The 16524-nt window shown below is 65.6% G+C and carries 14 protein-coding genes and 2 pseudogenes; 2 read left to right on the forward strand and 14 right to left on the reverse strand.

The window, feature by feature from the left end; translation table 11 throughout:
• Window positions 1-283: 283 nt before the first annotated feature.
• On the forward strand, window positions 284-2827 hold the full coding sequence (locus ACSQ9I_RS33305; RefSeq protein ID WP_436316278.1) for an isoleucine--tRNA ligase: 2544 nt from the start codon (window positions 284-286) through the stop codon (window positions 2825-2827).
• 61 nt (window positions 2828-2888) lie between these two features.
• Here ACSQ9I_RS33305 and ACSQ9I_RS33310 read toward each other — a convergent pair whose 3' ends face one another.
• Window positions 2889-3095 (reverse strand): hypothetical protein, encoded by a 207-nt coding sequence (locus ACSQ9I_RS33310; RefSeq protein WP_436307111.1) that lies wholly within the window; start codon window positions 3093-3095, stop codon window positions 2889-2891.
• 420 nt (window positions 3096-3515) lie between these two features.
• Here ACSQ9I_RS33310 and ACSQ9I_RS33315 point away from each other — a divergent pair.
• Window positions 3516-3614: pseudogene (locus ACSQ9I_RS33315) on the forward strand (hypothetical protein); the annotation flags it as partial.
• Here ACSQ9I_RS33315 and ACSQ9I_RS33320 read toward each other — a convergent pair.
• The 13 genes and pseudogenes from ACSQ9I_RS33320 to ACSQ9I_RS33380 all read right to left on the reverse strand — a co-directional run bounded on the left by ACSQ9I_RS33320 (window position 3582) and on the right by ACSQ9I_RS33380 (window position 16398).
• Window positions 3582-4247 carry a nucleotidyl transferase AbiEii/AbiGii toxin family protein gene (locus tag ACSQ9I_RS33320; protein WP_093110458.1) on the reverse strand — a complete coding sequence of 222 codons (666 nt, stop codon included), beginning with the start codon at window positions 4245-4247 and terminating at the stop codon, window positions 3582-3584. The pseudogene ACSQ9I_RS33315 and the gene ACSQ9I_RS33320 sit on opposite strands and share 33 nt — an antisense overlap.
• Window positions 4244-4741 carry a helix-turn-helix transcriptional regulator gene (locus ACSQ9I_RS33325; protein WP_436316279.1) on the reverse strand — a complete coding sequence of 166 codons (498 nt, stop codon included), beginning with the start codon at window positions 4739-4741 and terminating at the stop codon, window positions 4244-4246. The genes ACSQ9I_RS33320 and ACSQ9I_RS33325 overlap by 4 nt, the downstream gene beginning before the upstream one ends.
• A gap of 858 nt (window positions 4742-5599) precedes the next feature.
• Window positions 5600-6219 (reverse strand): annotated as a pseudogene (gene adk, locus ACSQ9I_RS33330) (adenylate kinase); the annotation flags it as partial.
• A complete protein-coding gene (ppa, locus tag ACSQ9I_RS33335) occupies window positions 6216-6761 on the reverse strand; it encodes an inorganic diphosphatase (RefSeq protein WP_436316280.1) in 546 nt (181 codons plus the stop codon). The pseudogene adk and the gene ppa, both read right to left, overlap by 4 nt.
• 114 nt (window positions 6762-6875) lie before the next feature.
• Complete coding sequence (gene acs, locus ACSQ9I_RS33340; RefSeq protein WP_436317099.1) at window positions 6876-8798, reverse strand: acetate--CoA ligase; 1923 nt, start codon at window positions 8796-8798, stop codon at window positions 6876-6878.
• A 94-nt stretch (window positions 8799-8892) separates the two neighbouring features.
• A complete protein-coding gene (locus ACSQ9I_RS33345; RefSeq protein WP_436316281.1) occupies window positions 8893-9813 on the reverse strand; it encodes an acyltransferase domain-containing protein in 921 nt (306 codons plus the stop codon).
• Window positions 9798-10661 (reverse strand): triphosphoribosyl-dephospho-CoA synthase MdcB, encoded by an 864-nt coding sequence (mdcB, locus tag ACSQ9I_RS33350; protein ID WP_436316282.1) that lies wholly within the window; start codon window positions 10659-10661, stop codon window positions 9798-9800. Before mdcB ends, ACSQ9I_RS33345 begins: the two co-directional genes overlap by 16 nt.
• Window positions 10658-11341, reverse strand: a complete 684-nt coding sequence (gene mdcG, locus ACSQ9I_RS33355; RefSeq protein ID WP_436316283.1) for a malonate decarboxylase holo-[acyl-carrier-protein] synthase — start codon at window positions 11339-11341, stop codon at window positions 10658-10660. The genes mdcB and mdcG overlap by 4 nt, the downstream gene beginning before the upstream one ends.
• 14 nt (window positions 11342-11355) lie before the next feature.
• A complete protein-coding gene (gene mdcE / locus ACSQ9I_RS33360; protein ID WP_436297595.1) occupies window positions 11356-12057 on the reverse strand; it encodes a biotin-independent malonate decarboxylase subunit gamma in 702 nt (233 codons plus the stop codon).
• Between the two features lie 14 nt (window positions 12058-12071).
• Complete coding sequence (locus tag ACSQ9I_RS33365) at window positions 12072-12950, reverse strand: biotin-independent malonate decarboxylase subunit beta (protein WP_436316284.1); 879 nt, start codon at window positions 12948-12950, stop codon at window positions 12072-12074.
• Window positions 12947-13279 carry a malonate decarboxylase acyl carrier protein gene (gene mdcC / locus ACSQ9I_RS33370; protein WP_436316285.1) on the reverse strand — a complete coding sequence of 111 codons (333 nt, stop codon included), beginning with the start codon at window positions 13277-13279 and terminating at the stop codon, window positions 12947-12949. Before mdcC ends, ACSQ9I_RS33365 begins: the two co-directional genes overlap by 4 nt.
• Window positions 13280-13293: 14 nt before the next feature.
• Window positions 13294-14976, reverse strand: coding sequence for a malonate decarboxylase subunit alpha (mdcA, locus tag ACSQ9I_RS33375; RefSeq protein ID WP_436316286.1), 1683 nt, complete (start codon window positions 14974-14976; stop codon window positions 13294-13296).
• Between the two features lie 48 nt (window positions 14977-15024).
• Window positions 15025-16398, reverse strand: a complete 1374-nt coding sequence (locus ACSQ9I_RS33380) for an SLC13 family permease (RefSeq protein WP_436316287.1) — start codon at window positions 16396-16398, stop codon at window positions 15025-15027.
• Between the last annotated feature and the right edge of the window lie 126 nt (window positions 16399-16524).

Raw genomic sequence — 16524 nt, forward strand, 5'->3', positions numbered from 1 at the left:
CGATCGGGTTCCGGGTACGGATAGGGCCGAAGGGGCTCGGGGTGCGCATTTGCGCGGCACCATGGCGTCCCGCTAGAATGGCTACGCGATACAACGCGTCTGACCCAAACTCATCGCCCGATTTCACCGTGTCCAAGCACTGGTCCATGCCGATTATTCCGACCTCCGCTGCCAACGAGCACCGGGGGCGAATTACGTTGGGCGGTTAGCCCCACTTTCGACCTCGACCTCCCAAGGCAGCGACTCACCCTCGCTGCCTTTTTGCTTTTCTGGACCCGAAATCATGTACAGCCTCAATCTTTTCAAGTCGTCGTTCGAGCTCGCGCAAGTGCACTCGGACAAATCCTCCTATCTCGCCCTGTGGGGCGCGCCCGCCACCGTCGATGCGCTACATCGCAGCCCCGGGGAGCGGCCGACCTTCCTCTTGCACGACGGGCCGCCCTATGCCAACGGTGCCCTGCACCTTGGTCACTTCGTCAACAAGACACTCAAGGATGCCCTGGTGAAGTTCAAGCGCCTGGATGGCTACTTCGCGCCCTATGTGCCGGGCTTCGACTGCCACGGGCTCCCCGTGGAGCTCGAAGTGGAGAAGCTCGGGCACTCCAAAGCCGACACGCGCGACTTTGTCGAGTCGTGCCGAGCCTACGCCGAGGGCCAGGTGGCCAGCCAGACGGCCGAGTTCCGCACCTTCGGCGTCGCAGCCGATTGGGAGCAGCCGTACCTCACGCTCGACCCCGAATTCGAAGCCGGCGCGTCGCGCCTCTTCAGCGCGCTGCCGTCGGTGGTGAAGCGTCTGCGTCCGGTGCACTGGTGCCCGGACTGCGCATCGTCATTGGCCGAAGCGGAGGTCGAGTACAAGGAGCGGACATCAGACAGCGTGGTGGTCCTCTTCGCCCTGGAGGGACAGGAAAACACGTTCTTGCAGGTGTGGACCACCACGCCCTACACCCTGCCTGCCAACAAGGCGGTGGCCTTCAATCCCGCGCTCGACTACGCAGCGGTCGAGGAGGGCGGCAGGACCCTTGTCCGAGCACAGCCGCCAGGTGAAGCAATGACGGGCGTGGCCGTCGACCTGCACGGCCTTCGCGCGCGCAGCCCTTACACGGGCGACCTCGTGCCCCTGCTGGCGGCGGACTATGTGACGTCGAGCGGAACCGGCCTGGTGCACTTGGCGCCAGCCTTTGGGATGGACGACTTCCGAGTCGGAGAAGCTCACGGGCTGGGCGTTGAGCACTACGTCGACGAGGGTGGCCGCTTCCTGCACGGCGACATGGCGGGCATGACTTTGCGCGAAGGGTCGGACCACGTCCTCGCGCGTGTGGGCGATCTGGTGCACTCCCGCACGAGCCTCCAGCACGAGTACCCGCACTGCTGGCGGCACAAGCGGCCCGTCTTCTTCAAGGCATCAGAGGAATGGTTTCTTGAACTGGCGGAAGTGGGGCCACGCGCCCTCGCGGCGTTGAAGGAGGTGCAGTTCGTACCGGAGACGGCGCGCGAGCGGCTTGGGAGCATGCTGCGGTCGCGGACGTCCTGGTGCTTGTCGCGCAATCGCCTGTGGGGCACACCCCTTGCAGACCCGGGCAACGCAGTGGACGCCGCGCTGCTCGCGCGGGTGGTGGAGGAGGGCGTCGAGGCCTGGCAGGCGGACGGACCACGTCGCACCCTCGATGTCTGGTTCGACAGTGGCGTGACTCACGAGCTCGTGATGCGCAAACGCTTTGGCAGGACGGCGGACGTCTACTTGGAGGGCTCTGACCAGCACCGCGGCTGGTTCCAGTCGTCCTTGCTCACAGCGGTGGCCGCAGGCGGGCCGGCGCCTTACAAGGCGCTGCTCACCCATAGCTTTGTCGTGGATGAGCACGGCCGCAAGTATTCGAAGTCGAGCAAGAACTATCTGCCGATGGACGAGATGTTCAAGCGATACAGCCCTGACGTGCTCAGGCTCTGGACCCTGCAGCAAGACTTCACCAAGGAGCTGAAGCTATCCCCGCAGTCGCTCGAACGTACCGTGGAGCGCTATCGCAAGCTGCGTAACACGCTGCGGTTCTGCCTGCAGAACCTGGTCGACTTCGAGTTCAAAGCGCCGGTCGAGCTCACGCACTCGATGCATCGGCTGCAGCTCGTCAAACTCCAACAGCTCGTGGCCACGGTGCAGGCCGCCGCGGGACGCTACGACTTCGCAGGTGCAACGGCTGCCCTGATGCAGTACGCCGACGCGGTCTCAAGCGACTACTTCACGGCCGTCAAGGATGCGCTCTACTGTGACGCCGCGAACTCTGCCCGCCGGCGTGAAGCGCAGTTTGTGCTCGGCCGGGTGCTGGACACGCTCATGCGGCTGTTGGTGCCGGTGCTGCCATTCACGGCTGAAGAGGTCTTCCAGTTGGTCCGCAAGCCCATGGGCTGTGCCGAGGCCTCGGCCTTGCTTCTGACGCTCGAGGGACTGCAAATGCCGAAGGTGGAGCGAGCTGTCGAGTTGCGGGCGGCCTACGAACAGCTGAGCGGTGTCAAACACCGGGTCCACCAACATGTGGAGGCGGGTCTGGCCAACGGTTTGAAGAGCGCAGCCCAGCTTGAGCTGGAGGTCACACTGCCTTGCTCAGAGGAGCTCTTCCTGGTGATGCCGGACGAGATGAGGGATTTCTTCGGTGTCGCACGCGTCGGGGTGGCTGCGGGCGCGTCGGTCGGAGTCCGTGTTCGCCGAACGAGCCGCGGTCTCTGCCCGCGATGCCGTCTACATGACCGGTTGTCGCTCTTGTCGGCGTTGTGCCGTCGGTGCGAGGAGGTTGGGCAGGAGCTCAAGGGCACTGCCGTCGAGCAAGGGAACTGAACGCTCGACCGTCAACCAGCCGTGTACCCGGGCTGCTATTGAGCGAGTCGCCGCGCAGGAATTAACCCGTGCACTTCTCTGCGCACACCAGCATGTTCTTGCCGAGAAATCGCTTGGAGACCAGAAGGTTACGCAGCTTGAACTTGCCGCAGCGGAAGCACGACATCATGGATTCGGCGCGGGGGGTGTCGATGATGGTCCCGACGGTCTTCTTGACATAGCGGAAGCCGTCGTTGGAAAGCTTGTTCGTGGTCACGGAGGTCGTCATCACCAACTATTTTATCCGGGTCGTTCCAGAGTACCGACTGAGGCCTGCGACCCGCCCGGACATCAGGCTGTCGACTTCAGGGCCAGCTGTCCTAGGGCACCTTGACACCGGCCTACGCTGCGAGCCGATGGATGAGCGCCACGACCCTTTCCTGGGCATCCTTGCTGACCGGCAACAACGAAGCCCGTTGGACCGCTTCATCGAACTTCACGATGCCCGACGCAAGCAGCGCACGATTGAAATTCCGGTCTTTCTCTCGGTTCGCAACGCACTTGGCCAAGAAGAGGTCAAGGGGGGCCAAGCGTCACGCCCGAGTCATCGACCACCAACTGCAAGCGGCGCGAGGGCCCGGTGGGCAGGATCCGCGGCTAGGGCGACAGCGTTGCGGCCTGGCTCCATCCTTCGCTCGCCGCCCGGCTCGAGCGCGCCGGCGTGTCGACGCTTTTCGCTGTGGTCGAACGCATCAGGTGCCGGGTGTCGGCGAACTCAAGGCCGCCCGGATCCTGGACTGGCCAATAGGCCTTCCGCACGCCCCAAGCAGTAGTCAAACGATCGGTCGTACGCGAGCCGGTCGATCTTGTCGAACTCGTCATTCGCCAAGTCCTTGTAATCCCGCAGGCGCTGCAGGAATGCTTTCCCGTGCTTCACAAAGAACGGTCGCGCGACTTCAATCGCCTCCGGCTCCATGTCTGCGACGGCGCAGAGGTCGAAAAGGTCTCGCGCCTTGGCCAAGTTTCCGCGGTGATGCATCTTCTTGGCGACGATTTCCGCGCAGGATTCCACGCGTATGGTTCGGCCCTGGTACTGCACGGCGTCCCAGGCGTTGTCGGTCAGCGAAGTGCCCACGACGATGTCGATCTCGCCCGCCGGCAGGAACAGCTTTGTGTACTCTGCAGCCTCCTCGTACTCCGTGGTCAGGGCTTCGGCGACGTCTGTGAGGCGAGGGGAGAAGTGACCAAGGTACTGCGGGTCGGGCACAAACAGGTCGATGTCCTTGCTGAAGCGGTGATTCAGACGCAGCATGAGAACGGTGCCGCCACCGAAACTCCAGGTTGGGTTGCGCACTACATCGGCCAGGTGATCGGTAAGTTGCAGCGCTTGCGCGAGCAACTCTTGCCAGACTCCCGGGCGCGTGAAGTCTGGGGCACTCACGACCAGATTCCTCGTGTGCAACCCAGGGCAGCCGCCAACTGGCGCATTTTTTGCCACGTCGACCGGGGGCGCACACCGTCTTCTCGCTCGAGTTGCCTCGTGATGTCCGAAAGCACGCCCACCGGGGCCTCGTCCAGGAGCACCCTCAACTGCGGAATGTAATTCGGAGCAACAACCCCATGCAGGATGGCCAATCGAAGCGTTTCTGGCGGGATTGGATCGGTGTAGCTGACGCTTGCCGTCTTCGCAGCGATTTCCAATGCTTGGGAAACGTCATCCTTGGCCTTGCGCACACCGATCACACCCAACCCATAGCCAACAACGTTGGCGAGCTGCTCTGCGTTGATAAGGCTCAGGTTGCCAATTTTTCCGGTTTCGAGTTGGTTGATGGTTACCCTGGAAAGACCGGCAAGCTCGGCCAGGCGCTCCTGCGTCAGGCCCATCTCGGCGCGCTGGCGTTTCACCAGTGTGGCGAGTTCGTTGAGGATAGGCATGGTGCAGAAAGTATAATTTACTTTACTAAATTATGGTCAATATATTGATCAGAGTATAGTTCAGGATAGTAAACATATCTGTCGCCGCGTCGTGTGCGTGACAATCATCTTCGCGCATCCCAACCTCGACCGGAAGGTCAAGGTCAGTCTGCTAAGACGAGGGCGCACGGACTTAACGGGACGCTTCCTGGTAGCACCGCACAGCTTTCGCGGACTTGCTACGAAAGAGGAACTACGCGACCCCTTGAGCGCCTACGACAGCCATCACAGACATGAATTCCCCAGCGGGAGCGACCTCTGCTATAGCCGGCTCTTTCGACCCAAGGCGTTTCGCCAAGGATGGTGCCAGCCGAGGCAGATGCCGCTTGGGCGATCTTCACCGCAATTTCTAAACCGGCGGAGCGCTCGCCCGTGTCGCTGGGCATGCAATGGGTCAGCGGTGCTGTGAGAAACGTTCGCAACAAGCGAGCTTGCTGACCCTTTCCCGACAACTCGCTTCTGGGAGGAGGCCATTTGATCGGGCACCCGGAAAGCTGCTGTTCGACTTCGAGCTCATCCCGGCCGATGCAACGCCCTCGCCAACGACCGCTGTAGGCCAGAAGGCCGCCACAGGCTCCTTTGGGTCGGTCTCGACCGCTCGATCAAGATCACTGAGGGGCGCCCTACCATCAATAGCCGCCCTTGGCGCATGAGCGGCAGCCATGCGCTGCTGAGTCGATGCTTGTCCGCGTCAGAGGGACAGTGGTTGGCGGCAATCAACGGTCGGCGACAGGCGGCTGCTTTGCGGTAAGCAGATTCAATTCGCTCGCCGTTTTCAATCGAGGCTCGTGCATCGTCTGTGTTCACCATGTTGTTCTTCTGGTCGATCGTGCCGACGCCGCTGATGGCGCGGTACTTCGGCGCTGCGGCCGGGTCCGCCTTGGCCCAGGCCGAGTAGTAGTCGACCAACGGCCGGGTCTGCTGGCTGTAGACCTCGAGCCGCTTGCGCACGGTTTCTTCCTTGTCGTCCTCGCGCTGGATCAGGTCTTCGCCCGTGAGGTCGTCCTTGCCTTCGGTCTTCGGCGGGTTGAACTTGACGTGGTAGATGCGCCCCGACGCCGGATGCGAGCGGCGCCCGCTCATGCGTTCGATGATGTCGGCAAAAGGCACGTCGATCTCGAGTACGTAGTCGATCTTGACGCCCGCCGAGCGCATGGCCTCGGCCTGCGGAATGGTGCGCGGGAAGCCATCGAACAGAAAGCCCTGGGCGCATCCGGCAACGCGATGCGTTCCTTGACGAGGTCGATGATCAGGTCGTCGCTCACCAGGGCGCCGGCATCCATCACGGCCTTGGCCTGGAGCCCGAGCGGTGTACCGGCCTTGACGGCGGCGCGCAGCATGTCGCCGGTCGAGATTTGAGGAATGCCGTACTTCCGGCAAATGAAGGCCGCTTGCGTGCCTTTGCCTGCCCCGGGGGCGCCCAACAAAATCAGTCTCATGGTGTCTCCGGCGTGCGTTGGATGTTTCGGGAAATGCCGTCCATGATTTCCTTCCTGGCGGCGTCGATGCCTTCCCAGCCCAGCACCTTGACCCACTTGCCGGCTTCGAGGTCCTTGTAGTGCTCGAAGAAGTGCGTGATGGCCTTCAGGCGCATCGGGTTCACGTCTTCGACCTTCTTCCAGTGGCTGTAGATCGGCAGCACCTTGTCGGTCGGCACCGCGAGCACCTTGCCGTCGACGCCGGCCTCGTCTTCCATCATCAGGATGCCGATCGGGCGGCACGGCACCACGACGCCCGGCACCAGCGCCCACGGGGTGATGACCAGCACGTCGACCGGATCGCCGTCGCCCGAGAGCGTCTGCGGCACGTAGCCGTAGTTGGTCGGGTAGTGCATCGCGGTCGTCATGAAGCGGTCGACGAAGATCGCGCCGGATTCCTTGTCGACTTCGTACTTGATCGGGTCGGCATTCATCGGGATTTCGATGATGACGTTGAAGGCTTCAGGAGCGTCTTTGCCGGGGGAGACTTTGTCGAAGGGCATGGGATGTTGATTGATGGGTTGGCGAACTTCCACGCAGGGTCGAGGTGAAGTCGCGCCATATGGTCGAGAGGTACATCGGTCGGGCCGAAGGCCACATCGACCGTCTCAGTTCCCTCAGTTCCTCGTGGCCAACTGCTCCAGAATCGCCGGGTTCTCCAGCGTCGACGTGTCCTGCGTGATGGTTTCGCCCTTGGCGACCGAGCGCAGCAGCCTGCGCATGATCTTGCCGCTGCGCGTCTTCGGCAGGTTGTCGCCGAAGCGGATGTCCTTGGGCTTGGCGATCGGGCCGATCCCCCTGGCGACCCAGTTGCGCAGTTCATTGGCGATTTTCTTCGCCTCCTCGCCGCTCGGGCGGGGACCCTTCAGCACGACGAAGGCACAGATCGCCTCGCCCGTGGTTTCGTCGGGACGGCCGACCACCGCGGCTTCCGCCACCAGATCGGTGCAAGACACCAGCGCCGATTCGATCTCCATCGTGCCCATCCGATGCCCCGAGACGTTGAGCACATCGTCGATGCGGCCGGTGATCGTGAAGTAGCCGGTCGTTGCATCGCGAATCGCGCCGTCGCCCGCGAGGTAGTAGCCCTTGAGTTCGGGCGGGTAGTAGCTCGTCTTGAAGCGCTCCGGGTCGCCCCAGATCGTCCGGATCATGCTCGGCCAAGGCTTCTTCACCACCAGGATGCCTCCCTGGCCATTGGGCACGTCAGTGCCCGTCTCGTCGACGATGGCCGCAGCGATGCCCGGGAAGGGCAGGGTGCAGGAACCCGGGACCAGCGGTGTGGCTCCCGGCAGCGGCGTGATCATATGGCCGCCGGTCTCCGTCTGCCAGAAGGTGTCGACGATCGGGCAGCGGCCGCCGCCGATGTGCTGGTGGAACCACTCCCAGGCCGCGGGGTTGATCGGCTCACCGACAGAACCCAGGATCCGCAGGCTCGACAGGTCGTAGCGCTTCGGATGCACCGCCTCGTCGGCCTCCGCCGCCTTGATCAGCGAGCGGATCGCAGTGGGCGCGGTGTAGAACACGCTGACCTTGTGATCCTGGATCGTTTTCCAGAAGCGGCCCGCATCGGGATAGGTGGGCACGCCCTCGAATACGACCTCGGTCGCGCCCAGTGCGAGAGGGCCGTAGGTGATGTAGGTGTGGCCCGTGACCCAGCCGATGTCGGCGGTGCACCAGAACACGTCCTGTGGCTTCAGGTCGAACGTCCACTTCGTGGTCAGCACCGCATGCAGCAGGTAGCCGCCGCTGGAATGCTGCACGCCCTTGGGCTTGCCGGTCGAGCCCGATGTGTAGAGCACGAACAGCGGATGCTCGGCGCCCACCCATTCGGGGTCGCAGGTCTCTGCCTGGTTCTGCATCTCCTCGTGCAGCCAGCGGTCACGCGACGGATCCCAGCCGATCTTGCCGCCGGTGCGCCGATGGACGACGACGTTCTTCACGCTCTCGCAGCCGCCCAGTGCGATGGCGTCATCGACGATGGCCTTGAGCGGCAGCTGTTTGCCGCCGCGCAGCTGCTCGTCGGCGGTGATGACCATCACCGCGCCGACATCCTGCATGCGGTCGCGCAGGCTTTGCGCCGAGAAGCCGCCGAAGACCACCGAATGCGTGGCGCCGATGCGCGCACAGGCCTGCATCGCGACCACGCCTTCGATGCCCATCGACATGTAGATGACGACGCGATCGCCCTTCCTGACGCCGAGCGCCTTCAGGGCATTGGCCATGCGGCAGGTGCGCGCGAGAAGCTCGCGGTAGCTGGCCCGCATCACCTGTCCGTCGTCGGCTTCGAAGATGATGGCGGTCTTGTCGCCCAGGCCGCGCTCGACGTGGCGGTCGAGGCAGTTGTACGACACGTTCAACGTGCCGTCCTCGAACCAGGTGAAGAAGGGCGCCTGGCTGTCGTCGAGTCCTTGGGTGAACGGCGTTCTCCAGTGCAGGAATTCACGGGCGAGGCGCGACCAGTAGCCGCTGTAGTCGGCCTCGGCCTCGGCCACCAGCTTGTCGTAGGCGGCCATGCCGCACACATGGGCATCCTTCATGTCTGGGACTGGAAACAGACGGGTCTTTGCATCGTTCTCGTTCACGGTAGATCTCCTATGGCCTCGATTCAAGAAGTCGGGCGGACTGGCCAATTTATCGGTCCGCATGGCTGTTCAGCCAAGCTGCAATCGCTGAAGCACTGCGGAAGTCGTCGCAAGCGCGAGCCGGGACGCTGGGGTAGCGCTGATTCCACATGCGCGCCAGCGCCTGGCCAGGACCAATTTCCAGCACGCAACGAACCTGACGCGCCATGACGTTTTCCATGCATTCGTCCCAGCGAACAGTTCTGGCGATCTGGGCGGCCAACGCAGCCCGGGCCGACGCTGCATCCCGGATGCGGTCTCCCGCATTGCTGAACAACACGACTTGAGGTGCGCGAAACGGCACGTCCGCCAGCGTGGGCGAGAAACTCTCTGCTGCATCGCGCATCCAGGACGTGTGCGATGCCACATTGACCCGCAAGCGCGTGCACTGCGCGCCGGCGGCCAGGGCCATGCGTTCGGCGTTTTCCAACGCGACCAGCGGGCCGCCGAGGATCGCGTTCGGGCCGCCATTGCGGATGGCGAGCTCAAGGCCGGCCTCGACGCGCAGCCGCTCGAGCTCCGGCTCGGAAATACCGCTGACGGCGAGGAGCCCGCCGGGCACGCGAGCAGCGCACCGATCCATGGCCTCGGCCCGCAGGGGCGCCAGGGCCGCAGCCGTGGCGGGCTCGATCACGCCGGCCGCACTGAAGGCCGCCAACTCGCCGACGCTGTAGCCGGCCACTGCCGCCGGCGACGAAATGAGTGGCGCCAATTGACCCCAGGCCGCCAAGGCGAGGCCCGTCAGCAGCGTCTGCGCGTTGTCGTTGCGCTCTGCCCAGTCAGGATCCGCGAGGGCGCGCCGCCAGTCGTCGACGCCGAGGCGCGCGCACGTGTCGCGCACGTGTTCATCGTCCGCCAACCAGGGCAGCATCGCAGGATGCTGGGTTCCCTGGCCGGAAAAAACCAGAGCAAAGCTCATTGGCTTGAACACACGCGAGTGATCCAGCAGGCCGCGGCGAGCGTGTCTGCCGCGCCACCGGGCGACAGTCGCCTCGCGACAAAGGCTTTTGCAATGGCTCTCGCCTCCTGAATGCCGTCCGGCCGCGCAATGCCCCCTCGATCCAGAAAGCCGCGCGCAGCACGCTGGGCGTGGCGCAGGCCGTCGAGGCCGCCGCGGTGCGCGAGATTGCTGTCGTCCAGGACGGCCATGATGTGGAACAAGGTGTCGAGCCGAGCCTGTTGCGACGTCAGGCCGCGGGCCAGCGCGGCCCTCAGCGCGGGTAGCGCCGTCTCGAACAGCACCGGGAACGCCAGCGCCGCCTCTTCGGACGCGCTGCGCAGGCCGTGACGGCGTGCGGCGATGCCCCCGGGCAGGGTGGGCGGGCGTCGGCTGCGCGTGGCCAGGGCATCGCCCCAGTCCCGGCGCAACGCATCACGCAGTTGAAGTGGATGCAATGCGCCGCCGTGCTCACGCAGGGCGGCGCCCGCCGCGGCGCACAGCAGGCCGAGCATGAAGATCGCGCCGCGATGCGTGTTGATGCCACCGGTGGCGGCGAGCATGCGTGCTTCCGCGGCAATACCGTACCGCTCCAGCAGGGCGAAATCTGCGCCGCCGAAGCCGGCTTCGGCGATCTGGGCGAAGTAGCGGCGCAGCGCGAACAGGCTGCGCATGAAGGTGTGCGCGTCCATGTCTTCGTGGCTGCCGCGGTCGATCAATGTCACCAGTCCGGGCTTGGGTGTCAGCGACAGCTCGTCATACAGCGCAAGCGTGGCCGCGCGCCCGATCGCCGCGGGCGTGAGCCGCGGATCCGGTTGCAATGAAAGCGCAACGGTCGTCATTCGTCCAACTCCGGCAATGCGACACGTTGGCACCATGCGGTGTCGCGCTGCAGGGTCACGCCGTCCATTCGCTTGACCATCACCGCCCGCGTGCGTCCGGCGCGCCATGCGGCCCATTCGCGCCACGCCACCGCCGCGCCGTCGCCGAACACGAGCTCGCCGTCCAGCCGGGGCCGTGTGGTGCCGAAGGACTGGAGCGCACGCGTCACAGCATCCCCGTGCGCCGCTCCGTCGACCGCCAAACACATGTCGAGATCGGAGTCTGGCCGCACGTGATCGAGACCGCTGATCGCTTGCCAGCCGTAGCTTCCGAAGACGCGCGCTGCCGCATGGCACGCGTCGAGCTCGTCACCAAGATCGCTCACCGCGCGTCGCGCCGACGGCGGCAGCAGCCCTTGGATTTCGGCAAGGCGCGGGAACTCGTCAAGGCCAAGCACCGCAGCGCGCGGCACCTGCAGCGCCAGCCGACGCTTTTCCCAACGCGCAGGCGACGGCAGACCCAGTGCGATCCATCCGTTGGCGGCGGCGTCGATTGACTGACGTGTCACCACCAGCGGCAGTCGATGCGTCGCCCAATGCGTCAGGCAGTCGCGCGCATGCCTGTCCCAGGGCCGGGCGAGGACGGCGGTCCACCCAGCCTCCGAGAGCCGGGCGAGTTGGTGGCGGCGCAGGAAGACCATGGCGCTTGCGACGGTCAGGCGGCGTCCAGCACCCGCTTAACGACTGCGGCGGCAAGCTGGCGTCCACCGCGCTCGGCGCCGTCCTGCGCGCGCCGATCTTGCGTCGGCGTATGGGCCAGCGCATCGTGCAGCGCGGCCTGCAAGTCTCCCTCCCACAGCGCACGCACGCCCCCCATCGCCACGTAGTTCCGCACGCCCGGTGCGAACACCGGGTTGGATTGAGACAGCGCCGTAAGCTTGTCCTCCGGCAGCTTGGTCACGCGTGCCATGGCGGGAATGCGCATCACCCGGATCTCGGCATCCGGCAGCGCGTAGCAGGCGTCGGCAATCAACCCCGAGGTGATGAAGCCGCCGGAGAGGGCCTGGTCGTACACCAGGCCGATCACCCGATGGCCGCGGCGCCGCGCCAGGTCGATGCTCGCGCCGAGGTGCGCCATCGCACGGTTGATGCCGAGCAATTCATCGCGTCGGCGCAGTTGCTGACCCTGGGTGTCGATCAGTAGCAGGATCGGCCGACCTGCGTGCTGCGTGATGGTGTCGAGCACCACGCGGGCCTGCGCAAGCGCGAGACGGACCCCGATCGGCGCATGATTCGTGGTGCCGATCACTGTGAGCGGTTCGCCTTCGAATATCACCTCGCCCTGTAGAAAGTCGCCGTCCGCGCGCATGCCGTGGTAGGAGCCGAAGAGCTGGGTGACAAGGGAATTCCATTGCATGTGATGCGCCTCGGTTAGTAAGCGCGCAGCGCGCGCACGGCTTCCACCGGAAGCTCCGGGACCCGCTGCGCGTCGGCGATGCCGAGTGCGCTCCAGAGCAGCGTCGCTTCATCGCGGCCGACCGTGTCAGAGGGCAGTGCGTGCAGGCGCTCCGTGAGCAACGCGTGCTCCTCCTCCAGCGCCGCGAGGGTCAATGGCTTCGACGCATCGATCGCTGCGACAGCCGCCGCGCGAAAGTCCGCGACGTCATCCTCGACCAGCGCGTCACAGTCGCCGGTCAGCCAGCGGTGCTTGCCGCCGGTCGTGCGCCAGACCAGCGCACGGTCGCGCGAATCGAATTCCTCCACGCCGTGGGATGCCTCGATCACCTCGGGCCCCGACATCGCCAGGCGCCCCGCATCGCTCATCACGATGTGGTCGGCACAGCGCGCCACGATGCCCATGCCGCCGAAGCAGCCGTTGGCGCCGCCGATCAGCACGATCACCGGGATGCCGGCGGCACGCACATCGAGCAGTGCGCGCATTACTTCCGACACCGCGATCAGTCCGGCATTGGCCTCGTGCAATCGCACGCCGCCCGATTCGGCCAGCAACAGCACCGCGGCCGGCCGGTCGCGCAGGGCGCGCTGCAGCAGTCCGACCAGCTTGGCGCCATGGACTTCGCCGACGCCGCCGCCCATGAACGCGCCTTCCTGCGCGGCCACGAAGACCTCGCGGCCGTCGAGCGTCGCGCGGCCGATCGCCACACCGTCGTCGAAGGCCGAGGGCACGCCGAGCTGCGCCAGGTGCGGGCTGGTGACCCGTTCGCTCGGTGGCAGCCACTCATGAAAACTGCCGGGATCGAGCAGCAGCGCCAGCCGCTCGCGCGCCGAGCATTCGGCATAGCTGATCATGGCTTGCCTCCGGTGATCTCGGCTACGGCCTGGTCGAGCCGCAGGCTCACCACCGCGGGCGTGGCGCCCATGTCGTTGATCGAGACGCGCACGCCTGCCAGCGGATGGCGCGCGTGGAAGTCGTTCATCACGGCCTGCCAGATCGGCCCGAAGCCGCGCGCCGAGGTCTCGACACGCACGGCGCAGTCGTTGCCGTCGGCGGCCTCGAGCATCACCTCGAGGTTGCCGGAGCCGACGACGCCGACCAGCACCGGCGCGAAGGCGCCGGCCGGCCGGCCGCCGGAGAAGAAAAAGTCCAGGGTTTCGAGCCCTGCGGGAACGTCGCTCATGGTCGGATCTCCTGCTACCAGTTTCTGAAGCGCTTGGGTGGTTGGTACAACCCGCCCGAGGCGCGCACCAGGTCGCGCATGCTGCGGGCGGCCAGCAGGTTGCGCGTGGCCTGGCGAGGGTCGATCCCCAGGTCCTGCGGCCGGCGGATGACGCCGCGGTCGCGCAGGTTCTCCACTGCGCGCCTGTCGCGCGCCAGACCGACCGCGGTGTAGCCGGCCACGCCGCGGATCGCCTGCTCGCGCTCCGCGTCGCTGCGGCACAGCAGCAGGTTGGCGATGCCTTCCTCGGTCAGGATGTGCGAGACGTCGTCGCCGTAGATCATGATCGGCGGCAGCGCCATGCCGGCCTGCTCCTGGAGCGTCCAGGCGTCGAGCTTTTCAACGAAGGCCGGCTGCATGTGCTCGCGGAAGGTCTCGACCATCTGCACGACCAGCTTCTGGCCGCGCGGCGTGCCGGCGGCGCCGGTACGCCCGGCACGCGCCTCGCGCCCGGCCTTGAGCCAAGCCGGGCTGGCATGGCGCCGGCCGCGCGCATCGGCGCCCATGTTGGGCGCACCGCCGAAGCCGGCGATGCGGCCCAGCGTCGCGGTGGAGCTGTTGCCGTCGAGATCGATCTGTAAGGTCGAGCCGATGAACATGTCGCAGGCGTAGTGGCCGGCCGCCTGGCAGAACGCCCGGTTGCTGCGCAGGCTGCCGTCGGGGCCGGTAAAAAACACGTCGGAGCGCGCGCGGATGTAGTCCTCCATGCCGAGCTCGGAGCCGAAGGAGTGCACCGATTCGACCCATCCCGCCTCGATCGCCGGGATCAGCGCCGGATGCGGGTTCAACGCCCAGTGCTTGCCGATCTTGCCCTTGAGGCCGAGCGACTCGGCATAGGTCGGCAGCAGCAGCTCGATGGCCGCGGTGTCGAAGCCGATGCCGTGGTTCAGACGCTGCACGCCGTACTCGGCGTAGATGCCCTTGATCGCCATCATCGCCATCAGGATCTGGACTTCGCTGATCTGCGCGGGGTCGCGTGTGAACAGCGGCTCGATGAAATTGGGGCGAGGCGCCTTCACGACGAAGCTCACCCAGTCGGCCGGGATGTCGATGCGCGGCAGCGTCGTGGTCTTGCCGTCGACCAGTTCGTTGACCTGGGCGATCACGATGCCGCCCGAGAACGCCGTGGCCTCGACGATGGCCGGCGTGTCCTCGGTGTTGGGGCCGGTGTAGAGATTGCCTTCGGCGTCCGCCGCTTGCGCCGCGACCAGCGCGACCTTGGGTGTCAGGTCGACGAAGTAGCGCGCAAAAAGCTCGAGGTAGGTATGAATGGCGCCGATCTCGATCCGGCCGGCCGACACCAGCTTGGCCAGGCGTGCACCCTGCGGCCCCGAGAAGCTGAAGTCCAGCCGGGCGGCCACGCCGTTCTCGAAGATGTCCAGATGCTCGGGCAGTGCCAGCACCGACTGCACCATGTGCAGGCCATGGACCCGCTGGGGATCGACCTGCACCAGCGCTTGCGCCAGGAAGTCGGCCTGTTTCTGGTTGTTGCCCTCGAGGCAGACGCGGTCGCCGGGCGAGAGCACCGCTTCGAGCAGGGTGGCGATCGCTTGCGTTTCGACGCGTTTGCCGGTGAGCCGAGTCCCGAGGGCAGCGGCCGCGCGCGCCAACCGGGCGGCGCGGTCGTCGGCCTTGGAGGTCCAGGATCTGGAGTTCATTGGAGTCCGATGGGGTTGAATGGATGTCGGCCGAATGAGAGCGCCGCCTCACAGCACCACGAAGAGCAGCCACACCACCACGGGGGCCACCAGGGTCACGATGGCGCCGTACACCATCAGCTGCCGGAAGAACACGTCGCGGTCCACGCCCTTGGCATTGGCGAGCACCAGCGCGCCATTGGTAGAGAACGGACTGACGTCGACGATGGTCGAGGACACGGCCATCGCCGCGATGAAGCCGACCGCGCTGACGCCAGCGTCGCCCTGCAGGAACGGCACCGCCAGCGGGATCAGCGAGCCGAGCACCGCGGTCGACGAGGCGAAGGCCGAGACCACGGCGCCGACGAAACACAGCAGCAACGCGGCCACCATGGGCGAGGTAAGACCGGCCACGCTGTGGCCGACGAAATCGATCGTGCCCATCTTGTCCATCACGCCCACGTAGGTGCTGACACCCACGATCAGCATGATCTCGGGCCATGACACCTGGCCCAGGGCGCGCTTCTGCAGATTGGGCGCCATCAGCGTCAGCAAGAGGCCGATGGTGATCGAGACGAAGCCGATGTCCTGCTTGAAGAACAGCGTCAGCACGGCCAGCGCCAGCAGACCCAGCACGGTGACGATCTGGTAGAGGCGCGAACCCTGGTCGGCCGGGACCGCCGGCGCCGCGTCCATGAGCGACTCGCCAGCCGCAGTCGCGACGCGCCGCTCTTCCGCGAACGATTCGGCCTCTGCGCCGCCGAACACTTGCGCTCCGCCCTGTGCATGCGCCGTGCGGCGCGTTGCCGGCACTGCGCCGGTCACGTCGGCCTTCTGGCGCAGCAGTTTCATGCCGCCCATGAGGAAGAACAGCAGCAGCGACACGGACAGGTTGACACCGAGGCTGGCGAGCATGGTCGCCAACTCGTTGAGCGGCAGGCCGGCCTTGGCGACGATCTTGTTGGTGATGCCGCCGTAGATGCTGATCGGCGAGAAGCCGCCGCCTTGCGCGCCGTGCACGACCATGAGTCCCATGAGCAGTGGATTGATGCCGTACTTGGCGGCAAAGCCCAGCGCGATCGGCGCGATGATGGCCACCGCCGCGGGGCTGACCGCTCCCACCGAAGTGAGCAGCGCGGCGATGAAGAACATGATCCAAGGAATCGCGGCGATGCGCCCGCGCACCGCACGCACCGCCAGCTTGACGAGCCAATCGATGGTGCCGTTGTTCTGCGCCAGCGCAAACAGGTAGGTGATGCCGACCAGGGTGAGGAACAGGTCGGCGGGGAAGCCGCCCATGATCGCCTTGGCGTTCATGCCGGCCACCAGCGTGCCGACCAGGAAGGCACCGACGAAGGCGATCACGCCCATGTTGATCGGTAGCACCGTGGCGAGCACGAACATGCCAACCAGGGCGTAGATCGAGATCCAATGAGAACTCATCAATGCGTCTCCGGGGGTTTTGGGGTTCGACGCATCGGCTGTGCATCTGGGTGCGTAAGGTACGCACCCCCTCCGGGACGATCAATGAAGCTGTCGCGTCGATCCTTACGCGAAGTGAAACGATCG

The sequence above is a fragment of the Variovorax sp. LjRoot84 genome, assembly GCF_964254305.1.
GTDB lineage: Bacteria > Pseudomonadota > Gammaproteobacteria > Burkholderiales > Burkholderiaceae_C > Variovorax.

What these genes read in the sequence shown, in the direction of transcription:
- ACSQ9I_RS33310 (WP_436307111.1), bottom strand. Translation starts at nt 3,095, where the DNA reads ATGACGACCTCCGTGACCACGAACAAGCTTTCCAACGACGGCTTCCGC.
- ACSQ9I_RS33325 (WP_436316279.1), bottom strand. Translation starts at nt 4,741, where the DNA reads ATGCCTATCCTCAACGAACTCGCCACACTGGTGAAACGCCAGCGCGCC.
- mdcA (WP_436316286.1), bottom strand. Translation starts at nt 14,976, where the DNA reads ATGAACTCCAGATCCTGGACCTCCAAGGCCGACGACCGCGCCGCCCGG.
- mdcG (WP_436316283.1), bottom strand. Translation starts at nt 11,341, where the DNA reads ATGGTCTTCCTGCGCCGCCACCAACTCGCCCGGCTCTCGGAGGCTGGG.
- ACSQ9I_RS33380 (WP_436316287.1), bottom strand. Translation starts at nt 16,398, where the DNA reads ATGAGTTCTCATTGGATCTCGATCTACGCCCTGGTTGGCATGTTCGTG.
- mdcE (WP_436297595.1), bottom strand. Translation starts at nt 12,057, where the DNA reads ATGCAATGGAATTCCCTTGTCACCCAGCTCTTCGGCTCCTACCACGGC.
- ppa (WP_436316280.1), bottom strand. Translation starts at nt 6,761, where the DNA reads ATGCCCTTCGACAAAGTCTCCCCCGGCAAAGACGCTCCTGAAGCCTTC.
- ACSQ9I_RS33365 (WP_436316284.1), bottom strand. Translation starts at nt 12,950, where the DNA reads ATGATCAGCTATGCCGAATGCTCGGCGCGCGAGCGGCTGGCGCTGCTG.
- acs (WP_436317099.1), bottom strand. Translation starts at nt 8,798, where the DNA reads ATGAAGGATGCCCATGTGTGCGGCATGGCCGCCTACGACAAGCTGGTG.
- mdcC (WP_436316285.1), bottom strand. Translation starts at nt 13,279, where the DNA reads ATGAGCGACGTTCCCGCAGGGCTCGAAACCCTGGACTTTTTCTTCTCC.
- mdcB (WP_436316282.1), bottom strand. Translation starts at nt 10,661, where the DNA reads ATGACGACCGTTGCGCTTTCATTGCAACCGGATCCGCGGCTCACGCCC.
- ACSQ9I_RS33305 (WP_436316278.1), top strand. Translation starts at nt 284, where the DNA reads ATGTACAGCCTCAATCTTTTCAAGTCGTCGTTCGAGCTCGCGCAAGTG.